Raw genomic sequence first — 17,507 nt, 5'->3', positions numbered from 1 at the left:
GCCTCCTCAGCTGGTCCAGGGACCGCCGAGGTTCGCAACCAATATAATGCGCAGCAACTGCGCACACTATCATGGGAATTCGCCGGTTACGCCGCGCTCCTCCGCATTACCGCTTCCTCGCGATAAGCCGTCATCCATCGCAATCTCGACGAGGTCCTCGCCCTCACCAACATCGTGGACAGATTCGCGGACAAGTCGCTCAATGCCCAGGCCAAGGGATCGGCTCTCTCGCGGTTCGAAAGCGCCAAACAGCGCTTCTTCGCGCAGTTGCTGATCGCGATGAAGATCCCAAGCCTGATCGAGGCGATCACAAGCGAAGTGGCGGCAGGGCACCATGCCGTCGTCCAGCTCGTGACGACCGCTGAAGCCATGCTGGCTAGAAGGCTTGCCACCCTGTCGGCGGATGAACGCGCGCAGCTCGATATCGAGTTGTCTCCACGCGAATATATCTAATGTGGACCTCAGCATTACAGGAATTCCTTGCAGTCCGCCATTATCTCGAGCGGAGCGGCAGGAGGCTCGGATTTGCGTCGCTTTGTCATGATTTCACTCCAGATAATTATCGTTCCTTCGACCTCAACAAGTCGAAGGAACCACCATGCCAAGAAGTTCTTTTTTGTCGTTTCGGCCTGCGCCGAGCAGGTTCGAAGATCCGCCCAGTCCCGACGCCCTACTCGCCGCATTCCTCTCCTCTCTTTCAGTTGACGAGGGATCGGCTCGTGCGATCCTGTACGGCGCAGCGGTCCGCCATTTCCTGCACTGGCTGGAGCTGAGGGGGATTGTAGTCGGGGAGATCGACGATGGGGTTGCGCACCGGTTTGAGAAGCATCGATGCCGATGCTCAGGCTACTGCGCGCAAGAACCTGCCTACAAAGCCGATCTTGCAGCGCGCGTCCGGCGTTTCATTCGGTTTCTTGAAGACCAGGGCCACATCGTTGTCGCTGACGGGATCGACGAGCTGGGGCGCCAATTCGCCGACTATTCGGATAGCATCGACGATCTCCAACTCGCTCCGGGAGTGTCGCAAAGCTACCGGTCGGAGGCCGAGCACTTTGCCGCGTGGCTCCGCATATCCAGGCGGCGCTGGGATGATGTCGACGACAAGATTATCGGCCAGTACGCGGTGCATGATTGTCGCTGTCCGGTCTGGCGCAAGCGAGGCAAGCTAGTTCCATCGGGGGCGAAGCGGCGGCGGCGATGTGCTCGGCATTTCGTCGAGTTTCTGCGCCACAAGGGTGCCATCCGTTCGATTCAGCCAGTGACCGATGCTGACCCGCATATGTCGGCATACCTCGCCTGGCTTCTACAGCACCGCGGCGCCAGCGAAGAGACGATCCGCCGCTACAAGGCTGAGATCGCTCGGCTCATGCCCATGTTGGGCGAGCCGTCACAATGGGATGCGGCCACTCTCAGGCGCGCGTTCGAACGACGAAGCAAGGAGACGCCTGGTTCCGCGTCTCTGCTCGTCACGATCATAAGGAGCTTCATTCGGTTTTTGATCGTACAGGGCGATTGTCAGCCCGCGCTGTTGCACGCGATCCCCTCGGTCCAGCGATACCGCCTTTCGGCGCTACCCCGCCACGTCGACCCGGCAACGATCGAGAAGATCATTGCGGCTTGTCCGACAGGTCGTCCGGTGGAAGTCCGCGACAAGGCCATCATTCTCCTGCTCGCCAGGCTTGGCCTGCGTGCCAGTGATATCCGGGATTTGCGCCTCGACGACATCGACTGGCGCTCCGGTCATCTGACAGTGAAGGGCAAGACGCGGCGGCCAGACCGGCTGCCTTTGCAGCAAGACGTTGGCGACGCGATCCTGGATTATATTGTCGCGGCCCGCCCCAAGTCCGTCGATCAGCACGTGTTCTTGCGCTCGCAAGCCCCGTTCCGTTCGTTCCGCTCGCCCTCCGAGATTGCTGGGATCGTCGCACGCACGCGAGAGCGCGGCGGAATCGATGGGGTGCCGACCGGGTCGCACATATTCCGGCATTCGCTTGCTACCAACTTGCTGCGCGCGGGCGCAGGCCTGGAGTCCGTCGGGACCATCCTGCGCCACAGCACGCCCGAGACCACTGCCATCTACGCCAAGGTCGATCTGCCGATGCTCATGAAGATCGCGCAGCCCTGGCCAGGAGACCTGCCATGTTGAACACCCACATTGCCAGATACGTGGCGCTGCACCGGAGCCTGGGACGGAAGTTTGCGGAACAGGAGCGATTGCTGCGCCTTTACGCGGCTTTCGCCGAAGGGGTCGGTGACCGATATACTAAGATCCAGCGGATCTACGACTGGTGTCACACATCGACATCGCAGTACGTGGCCCAGACCCGGTTCAACACCGTTCGCAACTTCAGCCTGTTCGCTCACGCCGAGGATTTGCAACACGAAGTCCCGCCTGCAGGCGTATTCGGCCGGGGCAAAAGACCGCGGCCAACGCCGACGATAATTGAAGCCCAACAGGTTCAAGCGATCATGACGGCGGCGTTGGACTTGCCGCCACGGGGCACCATCAGCCCATTCACGTACCACTACCTCTTTGGGTTGCTGGCGGCGACAGGGCTCCGGATATCCGAAGCGCTGGCTCTGCAGTGCACTGATCTGGTCGAGGATGGCTTGATCATCCGCAATGGCAAGTTTGGCAAGCAGCGGCTCATTGCCTTGCAGCCGTCGACCCGGCAGGCACTCGAAGCCTATCTTTCCACCCGGGCAAGGCTCGGTGCTACCGGCAACGACCTCTTCGTCACGATCCGAGGACGAGCACCCCACAAGGTGCGCGCCCATGTCGTGTTCGTGAGGTTGGCACGGCAGCTCGGATATCGTGGACCAACCGGAACAGCCGGCATGCGGCTGCACGATTTGCGGCATACTTTCGCCGTGCGCTCCCTGGAGTCGTGTTCGCCGGACAGGGAAGCCGTGGCGCATCACATGGCGGGGCTCAGCGTTTATCTGGGACACGCCTCGGTCGCCAACACCTATTGGTATCTCGAAGCCACTCCGGTGCTGCTGCGCGACATTGCTGCCTCGAGCGAACAACTTTTTCTGGGAGAAGCGGCATGACGGCCCTTGCACCCCATCTCTCGGCATATCTGCGCGAACATCTTCCGCGGGAGCGCGCAGTCAGCCCGCACACGGTGAAGACCTATGCCAACTGCTTTGTTCTGCTGGTAAAGTTCGCCGCCGATCGATTGAAGCGTCGCCCGACGGATCTCGAGATCGAAGACTTCGGCACAGACATGATCATGGCCTTCCTGGACCATGTCGAGACCGGACGTGGCAGTTGCGTGCGCACGCGCAATGGCAGACTCGCCGCGATCCGATCCTTCTTCCGGTACATCGAGTATCGGCTTCCAGCCTGTCTGGACCAAGCCCTTCGCGTTCGAGCTATTCCGACCAAGAAGACCGACAAGGCGCTGATCGACTACCTCGACCGGGTCGAGATTAAGGCATTGCTCGATGCTCCTGATCCCCGGACACGCCTCGGCACCCGTGACCGCGCGATGCTGCATCTGACCTATGCAGGCGGGCTCAGGGTGTCGGAACTGGTGTCGCTGCAGTTGCGCGATTTCCCCGACCGCTCGCTGTCCACCGTGCACATCATGGGCAAGGGCCGCCGCGAACGGGTCTTGCCGCTATGGAAGGAGACACAGTTCGCATTGCGCGCCTGGCTGGCGATCCGCCCGCAAGTGCAGGCAACCGAGATATTCCTCAATGCGAACGGGCAGCCATTGACCCGCGATGGCTTCGCATTCCGCTTGGCCGAACACGTCAAGACTGCCGCAGCAAAACAGCCGTCGATCCATAGCAAGCGGGTCACGCCCCACGTGCTGCGTCATTCCTGCGCAATGCACACGCTCGCGGCGACCGGGGACATCCGCAAGGTCGCGTTGTGGCTTGGCCATGCCAGCATCCAAAGCACCGAGACCTATTTGCGAGCTGATCCCGAGGAGAAGCTACAGATTCTTGCTACCCACAGCGCCCCAGCCATCAAGCCCGGGCACTTTAAGCCACCAACTGATGCCTTGATCACCATGCTCACCGACGTTCGCCGTCAGTGCGGGAGCCGCAATGCATGATTGCATCGCAAGATACTTTCATGACCGTGCCATATAGGATAGGGGGGTATCCTATATGGCACACATCAAGTCCCACAAGGATGCCCTCCTCGCAAGGGTGCGGCGGATTTCCGGTCAGGTCGCCGCTATCGAGAGGGCGATTACCAACGAGACCACATGCGGTGAGATCCTGCATCAAGTCGCGGGGGTCCGCGGAGCCGTAGGCGGACTAATGGACGAACTGCTCAGTGATCACATCGAGCAACATTTGGCTCGGCCCGGTCTCAGCGATGCCGCGCGCGCTGAAGCGGCCGACGAACTGATCGCGGCGATCCGCCGTTACGCAAAATAGGAACTCAGAATATGTCCCTTGACGCTGAGCTCGACGAGCTAACCCACGATCACGTCTTCTTGGGCGAGGCCCACGACACCAACGCTCGACGCACCATTTGGGTCGTAGTCCTGACGGCAGGGATGATGGTAATCGAGATACTCGCAGGAGCCGTTTACAACTCGATGGCATTGCTTGCCGACGGTTTTCATATGGCAACACATGCTGGCGCGCTGGGCGTGGCTGCGATTGCCTATTCATATGCTCGCAAGCACGCGAACAGCCGTCGATATTCGTTCGGCACGGGCAAAGTTGGCGATCTCGCCGGTTTCGCTTCCGCGCTTGTTCTGGGCCTGGTCGCATTCGGCATTGCAGTGGAATCCGTTCAGCGTCTGCTTGACCCCCGTCCCGTTGCATTTTCCGAAGCTACGATCATCGCGGTCGTTGGCCTTTTGGTAAATCTGGCAAGTGCGATGCTTCTTGGCGGTGGACATCATCACGGGCACGATCATGGTCACGTGCATGAACACGATGATCACCACGGCCATGGCCATGGCCATCATCACGACAACAACCTGCGGTCAGCATATGTCCACGTTCTCGCCGATGCGCTGACCTCGGTGCTTGCCATTGCTGCTTTGCTGGGTGGGCGTTATCTCGGTTGGACTTGGCTCGATCCGGTGATGGGCATTGTCGGTGCAATCGTAATTGCTGCATGGTCCTGGTCGCTTATGCGCGATACTGCCAGCGTGCTTCTAGATGCCCATGAGACCGAGATTGAAGTCGAGATTCGCGAGATCCTTGAAGAATCCGGAGGGGCACGGATCACTGATCTGCACGTTTGGCGAGTTGGACCCGGTGCCCACGCTGCCATCGTGTCGATTGCGGGGATGACCGGTGAAGCGGTACGATCACGCTTGTCTGTCGTTCACGAGATTGCTCATCTGACTGTCGAGCAGCGCTAAGGCATCCGCATTTCAAGGTTGTGCGGTGGGATGCATGCGTCTAGATCGCCGCTGTCATCTGGGGAGTAGCCAGTCGCTCGATCGAGCGGGCCCCCGCGTCAACATACTCGGTCGAGAGGCCGTGGCGCGAGGGAAGCGGGAGACCGCTTGGGCGAGACCAATGGCATCGATTCTCCGCTCAGGGCTGGGCGGCGAGATCGATGTCTGTTGGTTCGTTACTGCCGCCTGGCCCGGAGACTATACATGGAAGCATTACTCACTTCGACAGCGGTCGTGGCGTTGGCCGAGATCGGCGATAAGACACAGTTGCTGGCAATCGTATTGGCAACCCGGTTTCGTAAACCACTGCCAATTGTCGGTGGCATATTTGCCGCGACCGTTGCCAATCATTTCTTGGCGGCACTGGTCGGATCAGAAGTTGCATCAATCCTGGATGGGCAATGGTTCCGCTATGCCATTGCAGCTTCCTTTATCGCGATGGCCGCGTGGACGCTGATCCCGGACAAGCTCGATGAAGATCAGGAGAAGCCTGCTCGGTTCGGCGCCTTCTTGACGACGCTGATTGCCTTCTTTCTCGTGGAGATGGGGGACAAGACCCAGGTTGCGACCATCGCTCTGGGCGCTCGGTTCCATGATGTCATCGCCGTTACGACCGGTACGACTTTGGGAATGATGTTGGCGAATGTCCCCGCTGTGTTCCTTGGCCACGAAGTGCTGAAATATGTACCTTTGAAGATCGTGCGCATGATCGCCGCAGCATTGTTCCTAGTGATCGGTGTATGGCTTCTCATCCAGACCGCAGGTTGGTCATTTTGATCTCACTGAACAATCCGGCGATTCGCCCCGATCATCTCCTCCCAGAGTGATGGCAGCGAGAGTGGAGGGGGCGCTTCAGAAGTAGCGCATTCGGTGCCGAATGCGCCGCGATGCACTGACGATGGCCACCAAGTCATCGGCACTGTCGAATACGGCTCCTTCGACCAGTTTGGTTGGAGGAGCCGTAATTATCTGGAGTGAAATCATGACAAAGCGACGCAAATCCGAGCCTCCTGCCGCTCCGCTCGAGATAATGGCGGACTGCAAGGAAGCCATGATCGATTATCTCAAGACCGCCTTTCCGGTCCGCATGATGCAGGTGATCAAGGGGAGCGACGATGTCGAGCGCTCCGAACTGATGGTCGACGCGGAGGGCAATCCTGTCTTCTGCCAGCAGGCGCTCGCACTTCGCGACGCAATGATCGAAGAGCTTTGCGCCCTCCCGCCGATCGGCTCTGCGCTCGACGAGATCATCCGGCACTTCGGCACCCATGCGGTCGCCGAAGTCACCGGCCGTTCGCGGCGTCTCGTGGTCGACGGAAACGGGCGGCAGAAGATCGAAAGTCGGGGGGCGAGGAGCAATATTGTCGAAGCCGAAGCCTTCATGTCCGGGGCAAAGCAGATACTGGTTTTTTCCGACGCCGGCGGGACAGGGCGCAGCTATCATGCCGACCGAAACTGCAAGTCATCCGACAGGCGGCGCATTCACTTCCTGCTGGAACCGGGATGGCGGGCATCGAACGCGATCCAGGGTCTTGGCCGGTCCAACCGCACCAATCAGGCGAGCGCCCCCATCTTCAGGCCGGTCACGACCGATTGCCGCGGCGAGCGGCGGTTCATCAGCACGATTGCCCGCCGTCTCGACAGCCTGGGTGCGCTCACCCGCGGGCAACGCCAGACCGGGGGGCAGAACCTCTTTGATCCGGCGGACAATCTTGAGAGCGATTACGCCCGCGACGCTCTCAACCAGTGGTATCATCTTCTCTACCGCGGCAAATTGACGAGCACTTCACTCAGCACCTTCATCGCGATGACCGGGCTCAAACTGCTCGACAAGGACTCCGGCGGACTGCTCGATGATCTCCCGCCGATCCAGCGCTGGCTCAACCGCCTGCTCGCCCTTCGTATCGAGACGCAGAATGCGATCTTCGAAGAGTATATGGCGTTGATCCAGGCCCGGATCGATGCGGCGCGCGAGGCCGGCAGGCTCGATGTCGGCGTGGAGACGATCCAGGCCGAGCGCGTCATCCTCCTAGATGAACAGATACTGCGGCGAGACCCCGTCACGGGCGCCGAAACCCGCCTCAGCCGTCTGGAGCTGCATTATCGCCGAAGAGCGACCGGCTTTGCCCAACTAATCCGCCAGCATGGCGACGAAGCCGAAGGCTGGCTGCGCAACGGCAAGTCGGGCCGCGTCGCGCTCCAGGTGACGAGCTGGCCGATCATGGACAGTGAGGGCGAGCCGATTACCATGTGGGAGCTTGTGCGCCCTACGGGCCGCGAGCGCATCCGCGATCGGGCTCTGGTCGAGAGCCATTGGTCGCCCATCGGCAAGGCCGAGTTCGAAACGCTCTGGGACGCCGAGGTCGCAGAAGCGCGTTCGAAGCTCGATGTCGAGACGATCAATATGGCGACCGGGCTGCTGTTGCCGGTCTGGAACAAGCTGCCGGACGACGATCTTCGGGTCTGGCGCGTGGCTGACGCCGATGGAAACTCCATTCTCGGCCGGATCATCTCGCCGAGCGGCCTTGCGAAGGTCGCCACGGCCTTCAGCGTCTCAATGAAGATCGCCTTGTCGCCCTCGGAAATGATCGTTGCGGCGCGTGACGGCGAGGGCGTGGCAATCCCCGGCATGGAGCCCGCAAGGCTCATCCGGGCATTCGTGAACGACAGCCGGCGTCTGGAAATCCGGGATTTTCCGGCATCGCGGCGCGAATGGCTGAAATCGATCGGCTGCTTCACCGAGATCATTGCGTACAAGACCAGGCTGTTCATTCCGGCTGATCGAGCCACGACCATCGTCGAGCAGATCAGCCGGACAGGCGTGGAGTGGGGCAAGCTCGCCGCCCTGTCCGACAAGGCGGCCTGAGCCGACGGGAGGAAAGGGGGAAGGGCCGGGCGCAGCTGTCGATGGCTGCGTTCCAGCGGAGTTCCGCCATGACCCGTCTCACCACTGTCTCAACGTCGGTTGCCCCGGCTGCCATCACGAAGGTCACCCGTCTCTTCAATGGCACGCTCTATGACGTGCTCAATGAGCTGTTCCAGAACGCCCGCCGCGCGGGAGCGACGTCGATCGCACTCTCGACGGAACGGCACGGACCTACTGTTCGGCTAAGCGTCACCGATGACGGCATCGGGATCGACGAGCCGGCGGCGCTTGTGACGCTGGGCCACTCCGGATGGGATGCCGAGATTGTTCGTCGCGAAGATCCCGCCGGTATGGGCTTATTCAGCCTTGCCGGAAGGCAGGTTGAGATCCGATCCTGGTCGCCGCGCCATTGCGCGGGATGGAAGCTTCTTATCGAGGCGGAGGACTGGGAAGCCAGCAATCCCGTCTCGCTGGCATCCTGTTCCATTGAGCGGGGAACGGCGATCAGTTTCGACCTTCCGGCAGCCTGGCAAAATGAGCTTGGTTTCGCGGTGGCAAAGACGGCCCTCTATTTCCCGCTGCCCGTCACGCTGGATGGAGAGGCGCTCCCTCGAACGGATTGGCTTGAGGGCGCTTAGCATATCGAAACCACGCTGGGCTGTCGTATCGGCGTGTTCAAGACGCGCTCGCAGCCCCGACCGCTTGAGGGCCTCAACTTCCACGGCGTCCTCGTCGCGTCCCTTCTTCCCGCGTCACCGAATGCCGGTCGGCGGTCTCCTGGTCCGTGCGGATTGACATCGAGGACGCCCCGCAATTGCACCTAGTTCTCCCGGCCAGAAGGGAAATGGTCGAAAATGCCGCGCTGGAGGAGCTGCGCACAGCCGCGAAGACCGCGATCTACCGGGCCATAGAGAGATCGGCATCACACTGCCTGTCCTTCGACGACTGGCGCGAAGCCGCTGATCTTGGCGTGAGGCTAACCGAAGCTGACAACAGGCTTTACCGCTGGCAGCCCGCCCGCGCGGAACAGGGTGCGACCTTATTGGGCGATTTGGTGCAAGCCTCGGCTGCTTGCGTCATGCCGGAATTTGGGCCGGAAATCGCCCAGCCGCTCGACAGGGCGCTGCGCTCGAACAGCGGATTTTCCGAAATCCTTGTCGAACCCGAACCCAATTTTGCCGGCTATAGTTGGTATGATGACCTTCCCCGGTTGCGCAACTGCGCCTTCATCATTGCCGCAGCCGGCGGTGAGCATCGCTATGACGATCTGACCGACCATCCGGACCTGGCAAGCGGGCGCGTCGAAGCGATCACGGCTGAGATCGCCATGGAGCGAGGCGGCGAACTCGATGGCTTCGTGAAGCTGCCGATGGATCACTTCGTCGCCTATGATCCCTGCTATTCCTATGGTCTCGAAGACGCCGCGATCTTCCTGACGCGCGACAGTGCGGCTGACGCCGAGCAATTGAGCGAGTTGCTAAAGGCCATCTGCTTTGATCCGTCTGGGGATCGAGACGCTGACAGCTGGGACACTCAGGAAGAGAATTTCATGCTTGAGGCCCGGTTGCTCGCGATCGGGCATCTCCATGACGAGGATGCAGCGCTTATCGAACGCTGCAAATTGGTTGTCGCCAAACATCTCCGATGGCTGCTGCCCAAGGACAAGGCGATCTCAATACTGGCGACCGATGGCCTCGTCAGTGTCGAGTTAAAAACCCTGCCAATGGACGCAGGAACACCCTCCTAGCCAGGCCTGCTGGGACGGCAGGAGGGAGGGGGAGAGGATGGGATGGCGAAGGTTGGGGAATGGCCCACCGGATCGCCATCCATCCAATTCTGGAGGTTTCCATGACCGCAATCACTGCATCTCAGAGCGCTGCCACGCGCCCCTACCGGGTCGATGTTTCGCGCGGGAAAAACATCTCGCGCGTGTCGTCAGAATGGTTCAGTCGGCCGCAGGACGAGCGCTATCTTTCTCTGGGTGACCTCTATGAAAGCGTTCGGACCCGGGCGGAGCGCGCCACGACCCGTATCGTCGAAAGCCGGACGGTTCGCGTCGAAGCCCGTAGCGACGAGCCCGAGCGCCTTTCCCTTATATTGTCGGAAGACCAAGAGCCCGTCGCGCCGACCAATTGGTCCTTCGGCCAGCTCTGCAGTCTGGTCGGCGCGCCGGCTTCCTATCTGCGCCAACTTCCAGCAGCCCTTGCCGGCATCAATCTCCAGCATGGCCTGATCCGCCATCAGGGCGAGCATGTGAAGATGCTGCAGACGAGCGATGGTCGCACCGAGCTGCGCGCCGTCACCGGACCTGATTACGGCCGGATCTGGGATCATGAACTGGTTGGCGCGGTGATGAAGATCGCGGGTAACGGCACGGGCGACACGCGCTGGAAGGTGCCAGGCGTCCTCGACTGGGGATCCATGACCTACAATCCGCATGTCGATGTGAGCAGCGACACGACAACCCTCTATGCCTCCGACCGCGACGTTTTCCTGTTTCTCGTCGACGATCTCCATCCGATCGAGGCGGGCCGACTGCCCAATGGCGATCCCGATCTTTATTTTCGCGGATTTTATTGCTGGAACTCAGAGGTCGGTTCCAAGTCATTGGGAATAGCGACCTTCTACCTCCGCGCCGTCTGTCAAAACCGCAATCTATGGGGCGTCGAGAACTTCCAGGAAATCAACATCCGCCACTCGAAATTCGCGGCGAACCGCTTCGCCCACGAGGCGGCGCCGGCGCTAGCCCATTTTGCCGACAGTTCCCCCCGGTCCTTTATCGATGGCATCACCGCGGCCAGGTCTGCCGTGGTGGCACGCAAGGACGAGGATCGCGAGAGCTTCCTGCGCAAGGAAGGCTTTTCCAAGGCTGAGACCGGAAAGATCATTGCCGCCGTCCTCGCGGAAGAGGGGCACCCGCCTGCCTCAGTTTATGATTTTGTTCAGGGGATCACGGCGGTCGCCCGCAGTCGGCCCCATCAGGACGGTAGGCTCGAACTCGAAGGCAAGGCTCGCAAGCTTCTCGAGCGCGCCCGCTAACCCGCATCATGTCGGCAAGCTGCCGACGATCTTCATTTTTCCAGGAGAATGAGCATGGCAACCACGCCAACGATGACGCACGCCTATAATGTGCGGATTACCTATTATTGCGACGGCGATGTCTTCGCCACGGAGTCGATGCGCGTTGAGACACGCGCGGGCGACGATGTCTGGGCCGCAATCCGCGAGGCGGCGGAAAACTGCGCTTATTTCAACGAACGCATTCCAAACCTCAGCTACGATATTGAATTCCTGCCGCCTGATCCAACTGAGCCCCCTCCGGGGGCGGGCGAGGGGGCCGTGAAGCCGGTTTGCAGCCGCTGCGGCTCAGATACGCTCGTTCGCGACGCTTGCGTGCGCTGGGACGTCGAGACCCAGAAATGGGATCTCTCCGACAGCTATGAATGCACGATATGCGATCTTTGCGGGTCAGAGAGCGACGAGCTCGCGAAATGGGTGCCGGCAAGCGATGCCACGCCGCTCGAGACCTTCAGTGCTGAACTGGCAGCAAGGCTTAATGTCGCGGGTCTGAGTGAAAGACCCGAGTTTCAGCGCTTCTGCTTCGACAATTGTCTCCACCAATCGGTCGATGAGGCAGCTGCCGCTTGGTGGACGTCGGGCGAAGCAAGCCCCTGATCACTTCTCAGGTCGCCGGTCCTCGCGCGTCGTCCCTCCCTCTTTGCCCCCAGCCTCGTGCCCAGTGTGGCTGCTGCCTCGATCTGTCCCGAGACGGCGGCCCGCTGACGGGGGCTGGGACGGCTCTTCGTTGCTGGAGTTTTGATCATGTCTGACTTCCCCGCCGATGATCCGCTTGTTCAGCGCTTCAATGCGCGACTCGCCGAACTCAACTCGCCGGCGCGCGTGGCCCTCACGCATCTGCTGAGCCACGCCGATATGCTTGAGCTTCGGGACGACGAGCAGAATTTTCTCGAATTCATCCCGGCCACAGCCACGCCGGAGATGGCCGCGATCGCTTTCCGCCTCTACGCGCGCGGTCTCAATCGCGGAGTGCGCTCTGGTGAAGAGGCAGCCTGGGCGAAGCTCCGTTTCCTCATCGGCGCGGCGGCGGCCCCCTCTCACTTTTGATCTGACTGGACCTGGCACCATGGCAGACACATTCATTTCTGCGAGCTTCGTCATCCGCTGTACCAACGCCGAGATGGCGCTGCTTGAAGAGGCCTTCCTCGCATGCGCCAATCTCGACGCAGAGTTCGAGCCTGACGATCCCAGCCCCGAATTCCTCGCGGCTTTTCCGCCGACGGATGGGGACGACCACTGGAGTGGCCTGCTCGCCCTGTTCGACGATCCGCTCTTTCCGTCGCTCGGCGCAGAGCTCAGCGGGAGAAATGGTCTTGAAGACCCTGCGCATTGTGCCGCGCTCATTTCGGGGACCACAGATTTTCAGCCATGGAGCGTTGCCCAGATCATCCAGCGCTGTTGTCAGGCCACGCTTGCTCGCGAACCCCTTGGCTTTGAATGGGCCGTCACCTGCTCCCGGCCACGTCCGGGCGAGTTCGGCGGCGGCTATTGCGCGATCTTCGCTGATCGGGTGAAAATTCAGTCTACTGGCAAAGCGCTCTCACAGGCATTGGCGTCGGGTTTGCCTAGCGCGAGCGGCGAAAGCGCGGGCCGTATATCGCCGGTAAGGCAACGTGCCGATGTGACTGCTGGGCGGAGCCTGTCATTTAACGCACCCGACATCTTCCAGGATCCCGCCTTCCGCCGATGGCTCATGGACGACCGGCCAAAATTCACATGGCACAAGTCCGGCGATCCCGATGAATGGTCAGATGTCGTAGTTCTGGTTGACCCAAGCCTATCGGGTGAGGGCAGCGACAGCGACATGCCTGCACACATATGGGACAGGATCATTGCGCTGTGCCGCGCCGAGCTTGGTGCGGGCGGCAGCGGCGATCCACATATCATGGTTCGCCTCACCAATCTGGACTGCTGACTCCGTGGGGAGGAAGTTAGTTCGCGATGCCGAAGTCAGGGGGCTGACGTTACCAGCCTGATGGACGATGACGCCTCGCTTTCGGCGGTTGCAACGAGATCGAGCCGGCCAACTTTTTACGCACTGATGTTGACGAGGAGACCGATCTTTGTCTCGAGGGGAGATGTCTAATGGAGAATACGGTTCTGGAGTATAGCTATGACTAATAGTGAGTTGAGGGCATTGTTCATCGAATCCGCAGAAATCCTCGACGAAATAGAGAGTCTGCCGGTCGATGATCAGGGATATCGCGAGTTGCCGCCGGGAAGCCTTGATCGCGCCCGCGAGATTGTCGAAATTGCGCGGCAGTTACGACATGCGCAGGACCCTGAGGCAAAAGGGTGATGCTGTCATATTGTGTGGTAATGCCTGCCATTTCCCTCCGCTCTCCTCGCTCGGCAGGCTGATCATGAAAGTTGTTCGCACGAGGAGCGGCTTCCAGATTTCACTGTAAGACAGCGAGATGGAGACGCGACGGCTATTCCGCGACATCAGCCTTCGACGCCTAGCATTCTGCGTGCACGACACGTACCGGACCAAATCTATGAGTTTCACCCGCACGCGCGCAGCGCAACTTCTGTCGCGCAAAATCCTTCGCGCCGAGCCACTGAGCGGAGGCGATCTTTCTGCTGTGAAGCGGCTGTTTATCGCCGATGGCGAGACGGTCATCGCCAAGGAGACTGTCTTCGCCGACGCGGAAGCTGCGATGCTCCGTGCGCTTGGCAGAACCGGCGCGCCGGTGCCGCAAATCCTTGGCGTCGAGCGAGACCTGCTTCTCCTGTCTGACATGCCCACAGGAGGTAAGCTGTCGAGATCCTGGGTGCACCTCGCCGAGATACTGGACCAGGTCCATGGAATGCTGGGTGAGAGTTATGGCTGGGTCCATGACTATGCCTTCGGTACCGTGAAAATCGTCAATAACCGCGCGGACGCATGGCCTGCCTTCTGGGCTGCCAACCGCCTTCGTTGCCATATTCCCTTCGTCGACAGGCATGTTGGTGAACGGGTCGCCGCCCTTGCCGACAGGCTGGATGACCTCTTGCCGGCGCGCCCGGCTGCGTCGCTGCTGCATGGCGACCTATGGGGTGGAAACATCCTTGTCGCTAACGACCATGTCACCGCGCTGATCGATCCCGCCTGCTATCATGGCGACCGTGAGGTCGACCTTGCCATGCTGAGCCTTTTCGATCGTCCACCTGCGGTTTTTTACGAGGCGTGCGGTCTCGCTCCGGGCTGGGAGAAACGCCAGGCGATCTACCGGCTCTGGCCGTTACTGGTCCATCTGCGGCTATTCGGGGACGGCTATCGCCAGACGGTGCTTGAGACGCTGAACGCCGCCGGTGTATAGTCCTCTACCATCTCAATCGTCGGGTGGAATAAAGTCCGGATAGAAACCACTATCCCCCTCGGCATCTGCTCTTTCGACCTTTGCCGGGCGGGGAGGCGGCAGGATGGGATCTTCGCCGCTGAAGCTGATGCGGATGATCGCGCCGCCCTTGACGGCTTCCTGGAATATCCCGCGAATTTCTTCGCCCTGTGCCATGCGCGCGCCGATCCAGCCGCATCGCTCCGCGGACACATAGCCGATCTGAATGCCGCGCACGCTGAATATGGCGATAGCGGACGGGTCAAAGGGATTTTTGGGCTCCGGAACAAGATCGACCGACTCGCCAGGAGCGCAGAGCTGGATTTCGAATAGCCGGTTGCTGCGATCCTTATTATCATGGATGGCGCCGACGACGGCGAGGCTCATATCCGGGCGACTCATAACGAAGTCGATAAGATCGCCTTTGCTGCCCGCCAAGACGGATTAGCACATTCAGGCGATGAAGCTTGGATCGTTACGCTACGGAAAGTGGCAGCCTCGCGCTAACTGCATATTTTGCAATCATGAATTTCCCGTTCGCACTTGCAGCAAATCCGAATTCGACGGATACGGGGTGTGCCTTTCAGGCATCCTCTCCTAAAAATTAAATGGCCGGTCTTCGGATCGGCCTTTTTTTTGGTCTCGGACCAGCGTAGCCATGCTCTGCTGCTGTCGCGCCGACAACATCATCTGGAGAGGTGCCGCCGGTAAGACCGGCATGGCGAGGCGCAGCATGGGGGGATTGAGCCAGCCATTGTGACCTGCCCGGCTCTCCCCTTTATTCCTTGTCCCCCTGATACGGTGCCCCGATCGGGCAGCGCCAGCGATTTCAGAATGTTGAAGTTAGCCGCATTCGTCGACTAAGTCTCGTCGCTCATGGTTGACACGATATCCCTTTCCGAGGCCCGGCGCATCGCACTCGCCGCCCAAGGCTTTGGAAAGGCGCGCCTTGGCGTTCCCACGAAATCGGCCCTTGCACGCACGACGAGCGCGCTTGGTCTCCATCAGATCGACAGCGTGAATGTGCTCGCCCGCGCTCATTATCTGCCAGCCTTCTCGCGCATTGGAGCCTATGATCGCGATTGGCTGGACCATGCCGCATGGGGGCCTCACGCGAAGAGGCGCCTGTTTGAATATTGGGCGCATGAGGCGTCGCTCCTACCGCTAGACCTGCATCCGACGCTTCGCTGGCGCATGGCGAAGGCTGATCGTGGCGAAGCCGGCTGGATGGGGCTGCGGATTTTCGCGGGCGAGCGGCGCGCGGAGGCGCTGGCGCTTCTTGACCGCATTCGCACCGACGGGCCGATGGCTGCGGGCGATTTTGAAGGAGGGCGCAGCCGTGCCGGCTGGTGGGAATGGTGTGAAGCCAAGCAGATCCTCGAATGGCTCTTCTGGTCAGGACATGTCACGACCGCGACCCGCCGGGGTGGATTCGAGCGGGTCTATGATCTGACCGAACGTGTCATCCCGGCGGACATTCTGGCGTTGCCGACGCCAGAACCCGCTGCTGCCCAGCGCGCGCTTATCGAGCGGTCGGCGAGATCGCTCGGCATCGCAACGGCGAGTGAGCTTCGGGACTATTTTCGATTGAAGCCCGATGAGGCACGCGATACCATTTCCGACCTCCAGGAGGAGGCTGTCCTGCTGCCGGTGAGGATTGAAGGCGCATCCGGCCTTTCCTACCTGCACCGGGACGCCAGGGTGCCGCGTCGGATCAATTCTGCGGCGCTTCTGTCGCCCTTCGATCCCCTGATCTGGGAGCGATCACGCACGGAACGGCTCTTCGACTTCCATTATCGGATCGGCATCTACACACCAGCCGTCAAGCGAACCCATGGCTATTATGATCTGCCGTTTCTTCTTGGAGACCGGATCGTCGCGCGCACCGACCTCAAGGCTGATCGGAAATCCGGACGGCTGATTATCCACTCCATCCATATGGAAGTCGGGGCGCCGGATGGAGCGCGCGACGCCCTATTGGTCGAATTGCAAATATTGGCTGATTGGCTCGGCCTTCCAGAGATCCAGATCTCCTGACTTCGTGACAGAGAGGCGCCATGCTGAGGCGCAGCCATGCGAAGTCCATCCATCCTTCTTCGGTGGCCTTCTCGCTCCGCTTTTCCGCCCGACGTGTCCAATCCCAGCAGATATCGTCCTTTTCCCTCCGCCGCGCCGACGTGAAAGCGCAGGAGCGGTGGTGGATGCCGCAGACCTCTCATGCTGCTCACACGGCGGCGCGCGGTGAGAGCGCAGGAAACAGAGGGGAGGAGGATTTTGGAAGGTGTCGCTTTCGAATGGTCGAGAGTGGCATCATCCAAGGAGTTGAAGTCATGAATATCGGTGAAATCAAGCCTGTGAAGGGTCGTCTTCAGGGCCATATCGCCACCCGCACGATCGACCTCCCCATGGTCGGTTTGCGCCCGGTGCAGAGCATGCATGAGCGTGCACCGGTGTTCGAAGTTGTCGCCCTCAATGTCGGCCGCCGCTGGGTACAGGTCGGTGCCCTTTGGGAAGCAACCGCCAAAAAGACCGGGGAGAGCTTCCTGCAAGGCTCCATCGACGATCCGAGCCTCCACGAGCCGCTGCCGATCGCCCTGTTCGGCACCGATGCCGAGGGTTATCGGGTAGCCTGGCGCCGGCCCGAGATGCGCGATGATTTCGGCGCTGCGCAGGACAGTCCCGAGCGGTCGACCGAGGGCCAAGGGGCTGGCGGCGGCTTTGGTGCAAGCACCGCAGACGCCGACGGCGCGCTGATGATGCACTCGGATTATGACGAGCAGTTCCCCAACTGACCGATTCAAATCCGCAACACGAGGCCGGGAAAGCACCATGCTTTCCCGGCCTTTTTTCGTCCTGATC

At 60.6% G+C, this 17,507-nt stretch carries 19 protein-coding genes and 1 riboswitch; of the genes, 18 read left to right on the top strand and 1 reads right to left on the bottom strand.

Annotated features, from left to right (window positions below; translation table 11 throughout):
• Positions 1-174 precede the first annotated feature (174 nt).
• The 16 genes from ACFQ24_RS07555 to ACFQ24_RS07480 all read left to right on the top strand — a co-directional run bounded on the left by ACFQ24_RS07555 (position 175) and on the right by ACFQ24_RS07480 (position 14,630).
• Positions 175-453, top strand: coding sequence for a hypothetical protein (locus ACFQ24_RS07555; protein ID WP_380910225.1), 279 nt, complete (start codon positions 175-177; stop codon positions 451-453).
• Between the two features lie 145 nt (positions 454-598).
• Positions 599-2,146, top strand: a complete 1,548-nt coding sequence (locus ACFQ24_RS07550) for a tyrosine-type recombinase/integrase (protein WP_275504963.1) — start codon at positions 599-601, stop codon at positions 2,144-2,146.
• A complete protein-coding gene (locus ACFQ24_RS07545) occupies positions 2,140-3,054 on the top strand; it encodes a tyrosine-type recombinase/integrase (RefSeq protein WP_275504964.1) in 915 nt (304 codons plus the stop codon). The genes ACFQ24_RS07550 and ACFQ24_RS07545 overlap by 7 nt, the downstream gene beginning before the upstream one ends.
• Positions 3,051-4,070: a tyrosine-type recombinase/integrase gene (locus ACFQ24_RS07540; RefSeq protein ID WP_275504965.1), complete on the top strand. Its 1,020-nt coding sequence runs from the start codon at positions 3,051-3,053 to the stop codon at positions 4,068-4,070. Before ACFQ24_RS07545 ends, ACFQ24_RS07540 begins: the two co-directional genes overlap by 4 nt.
• Before the next feature lie 55 nt (positions 4,071-4,125).
• On the top strand, positions 4,126-4,401 hold the full coding sequence (locus tag ACFQ24_RS07535) for a metal/formaldehyde-sensitive transcriptional repressor (protein ID WP_275504966.1): 276 nt from the start codon (positions 4,126-4,128) through the stop codon (positions 4,399-4,401).
• 11 nt (positions 4,402-4,412) lie between these two features.
• On the top strand, positions 4,413-5,345 hold the full coding sequence (gene dmeF, locus ACFQ24_RS07530) for a CDF family Co(II)/Ni(II) efflux transporter DmeF (protein WP_380910222.1): 933 nt from the start codon (positions 4,413-4,415) through the stop codon (positions 5,343-5,345).
• 47 nt (positions 5,346-5,392) lie between these two features.
• Positions 5,393-5,572: riboswitch (yybP-ykoY riboswitch) on the top strand.
• Positions 5,573-5,588: 16 nt separating this feature from the next.
• Positions 5,589-6,161: a TMEM165/GDT1 family protein gene (locus tag ACFQ24_RS07525; protein ID WP_275504970.1), complete on the top strand. Its 573-nt coding sequence runs from the start codon at positions 5,589-5,591 to the stop codon at positions 6,159-6,161.
• A 205-nt stretch (positions 6,162-6,366) separates the two neighbouring features.
• The gene (locus tag ACFQ24_RS07520; protein WP_380910220.1) at positions 6,367-8,250 is read left to right on the top strand and encodes a strawberry notch C-terminal domain-containing protein; all 1,884 of its coding nucleotides are present in this window, start codon (positions 6,367-6,369) and stop codon (positions 8,248-8,250) included.
• Between the two features lie 68 nt (positions 8,251-8,318).
• Entirely contained in the window at positions 8,319-8,888 is a 570-nt protein-coding gene (locus tag ACFQ24_RS07515; RefSeq protein WP_380910218.1) for an ATP-binding protein, read from the top strand.
• Positions 8,889-9,094: 206 nt separating this feature from the next.
• Complete coding sequence (locus ACFQ24_RS07510) at positions 9,095-9,997, top strand: hypothetical protein (RefSeq protein WP_380910216.1); 903 nt, start codon at positions 9,095-9,097, stop codon at positions 9,995-9,997.
• A 101-nt stretch (positions 9,998-10,098) separates the two neighbouring features.
• Positions 10,099-11,289, top strand: a complete 1,191-nt coding sequence (locus tag ACFQ24_RS07505) for a DUF932 domain-containing protein (RefSeq protein WP_380910214.1) — start codon at positions 10,099-10,101, stop codon at positions 11,287-11,289.
• A gap of 54 nt (positions 11,290-11,343) precedes the next feature.
• A complete protein-coding gene (locus ACFQ24_RS07500) occupies positions 11,344-11,925 on the top strand; it encodes a hypothetical protein (RefSeq protein WP_380910212.1) in 582 nt (193 codons plus the stop codon).
• Positions 11,926-12,072: 147 nt separating this feature from the next.
• Complete coding sequence (locus ACFQ24_RS07495) at positions 12,073-12,375, top strand: hypothetical protein (protein ID WP_380910210.1); 303 nt, start codon at positions 12,073-12,075, stop codon at positions 12,373-12,375.
• A gap of 73 nt (positions 12,376-12,448) precedes the next feature.
• Entirely contained in the window at positions 12,449-13,243 is a 795-nt protein-coding gene (locus tag ACFQ24_RS07490) for a hypothetical protein (RefSeq protein ID WP_380910208.1), read from the top strand.
• 198 nt (positions 13,244-13,441) lie between these two features.
• Positions 13,442-13,627: a hypothetical protein gene (locus tag ACFQ24_RS07485; RefSeq protein WP_380910206.1), complete on the top strand. Its 186-nt coding sequence runs from the start codon at positions 13,442-13,444 to the stop codon at positions 13,625-13,627.
• Between the two features lie 199 nt (positions 13,628-13,826).
• Positions 13,827-14,630: a fructosamine kinase family protein gene (locus ACFQ24_RS07480; protein WP_380910204.1), complete on the top strand. Its 804-nt coding sequence runs from the start codon at positions 13,827-13,829 to the stop codon at positions 14,628-14,630.
• Positions 14,631-14,642: 12 nt separating this feature from the next.
• Here ACFQ24_RS07480 and ACFQ24_RS07475 read toward each other — a convergent pair whose 3' ends face one another.
• Positions 14,643-15,035: an HIRAN domain-containing protein gene (locus ACFQ24_RS07475; RefSeq protein ID WP_380910202.1), complete on the bottom strand. Its 393-nt coding sequence runs from the start codon at positions 15,033-15,035 to the stop codon at positions 14,643-14,645.
• A 489-nt stretch (positions 15,036-15,524) separates the two neighbouring features.
• Here ACFQ24_RS07475 and ACFQ24_RS07470 point away from each other — a divergent pair, with 489 nt between their 5' ends.
• A complete protein-coding gene (locus tag ACFQ24_RS07470; RefSeq protein ID WP_380910200.1) occupies positions 15,525-16,685 on the top strand; it encodes a winged helix-turn-helix domain-containing protein in 1,161 nt (386 codons plus the stop codon).
• A gap of 293 nt (positions 16,686-16,978) precedes the next feature.
• Complete coding sequence (locus ACFQ24_RS07465) at positions 16,979-17,440, top strand: DUF736 domain-containing protein (protein ID WP_380910227.1); 462 nt, start codon at positions 16,979-16,981, stop codon at positions 17,438-17,440.
• Positions 17,441-17,507 lie beyond the last annotated feature (67 nt).

Origin of the sequence: Sphingobium olei (genome assembly GCF_042678845.1) — a bacterium.
In the GTDB taxonomy this organism is placed as follows: Bacteria; Pseudomonadota; Alphaproteobacteria; order Sphingomonadales; family Sphingomonadaceae; genus Sphingobium; species Sphingobium olei.
The sequence above is the reverse complement of the archived record's forward strand: the minus strand, read 5'-3'. Positions and strand labels throughout refer to the sequence as shown.

Excerpts from the sequence above, each read along its gene's own strand:
- ACFQ24_RS07550 (WP_275504963.1), top strand. The coding sequence starts at position 599 with ATGCCAAGAAGTTCTTTTTTGTCGTTTCGGCCTGCGCCGAGCAGGTTC.
- ACFQ24_RS07500 (WP_380910212.1), top strand. The coding sequence starts at position 11,344 with ATGGCAACCACGCCAACGATGACGCACGCCTATAATGTGCGGATTACC.
- ACFQ24_RS07465 (WP_380910227.1), top strand. The coding sequence starts at position 16,979 with ATGAATATCGGTGAAATCAAGCCTGTGAAGGGTCGTCTTCAGGGCCAT.
- ACFQ24_RS07470 (WP_380910200.1), top strand. The coding sequence starts at position 15,525 with ATGGTTGACACGATATCCCTTTCCGAGGCCCGGCGCATCGCACTCGCC.
- ACFQ24_RS07475 (WP_380910202.1), bottom strand. The coding sequence starts at position 15,035 with ATGAGCCTCGCCGTCGTCGGCGCCATCCATGATAATAAGGATCGCAGC.
- ACFQ24_RS07490 (WP_380910208.1), top strand. The coding sequence starts at position 12,449 with ATGGCGCTGCTTGAAGAGGCCTTCCTCGCATGCGCCAATCTCGACGCA.
- ACFQ24_RS07480 (WP_380910204.1), top strand. The coding sequence starts at position 13,827 with ATGAGTTTCACCCGCACGCGCGCAGCGCAACTTCTGTCGCGCAAAATC.
- ACFQ24_RS07535 (WP_275504966.1), top strand. The coding sequence starts at position 4,126 with ATGGCACACATCAAGTCCCACAAGGATGCCCTCCTCGCAAGGGTGCGG.
- dmeF (WP_380910222.1), top strand. The coding sequence starts at position 4,413 with ATGTCCCTTGACGCTGAGCTCGACGAGCTAACCCACGATCACGTCTTC.
- ACFQ24_RS07485 (WP_380910206.1), top strand. The coding sequence starts at position 13,442 with ATGACTAATAGTGAGTTGAGGGCATTGTTCATCGAATCCGCAGAAATC.
- ACFQ24_RS07540 (WP_275504965.1), top strand. The coding sequence starts at position 3,051 with ATGACGGCCCTTGCACCCCATCTCTCGGCATATCTGCGCGAACATCTT.
- ACFQ24_RS07525 (WP_275504970.1), top strand. The coding sequence starts at position 5,589 with ATGGAAGCATTACTCACTTCGACAGCGGTCGTGGCGTTGGCCGAGATC.
- ACFQ24_RS07515 (WP_380910218.1), top strand. The coding sequence starts at position 8,319 with ATGACCCGTCTCACCACTGTCTCAACGTCGGTTGCCCCGGCTGCCATC.
- ACFQ24_RS07505 (WP_380910214.1), top strand. The coding sequence starts at position 10,099 with ATGACCGCAATCACTGCATCTCAGAGCGCTGCCACGCGCCCCTACCGG.
- ACFQ24_RS07495 (WP_380910210.1), top strand. The coding sequence starts at position 12,073 with ATGTCTGACTTCCCCGCCGATGATCCGCTTGTTCAGCGCTTCAATGCG.
- ACFQ24_RS07520 (WP_380910220.1), top strand. The coding sequence starts at position 6,367 with ATGACAAAGCGACGCAAATCCGAGCCTCCTGCCGCTCCGCTCGAGATA.
- ACFQ24_RS07545 (WP_275504964.1), top strand. The coding sequence starts at position 2,140 with ATGTTGAACACCCACATTGCCAGATACGTGGCGCTGCACCGGAGCCTG.
- ACFQ24_RS07510 (WP_380910216.1), top strand. The coding sequence starts at position 9,095 with ATGGTCGAAAATGCCGCGCTGGAGGAGCTGCGCACAGCCGCGAAGACC.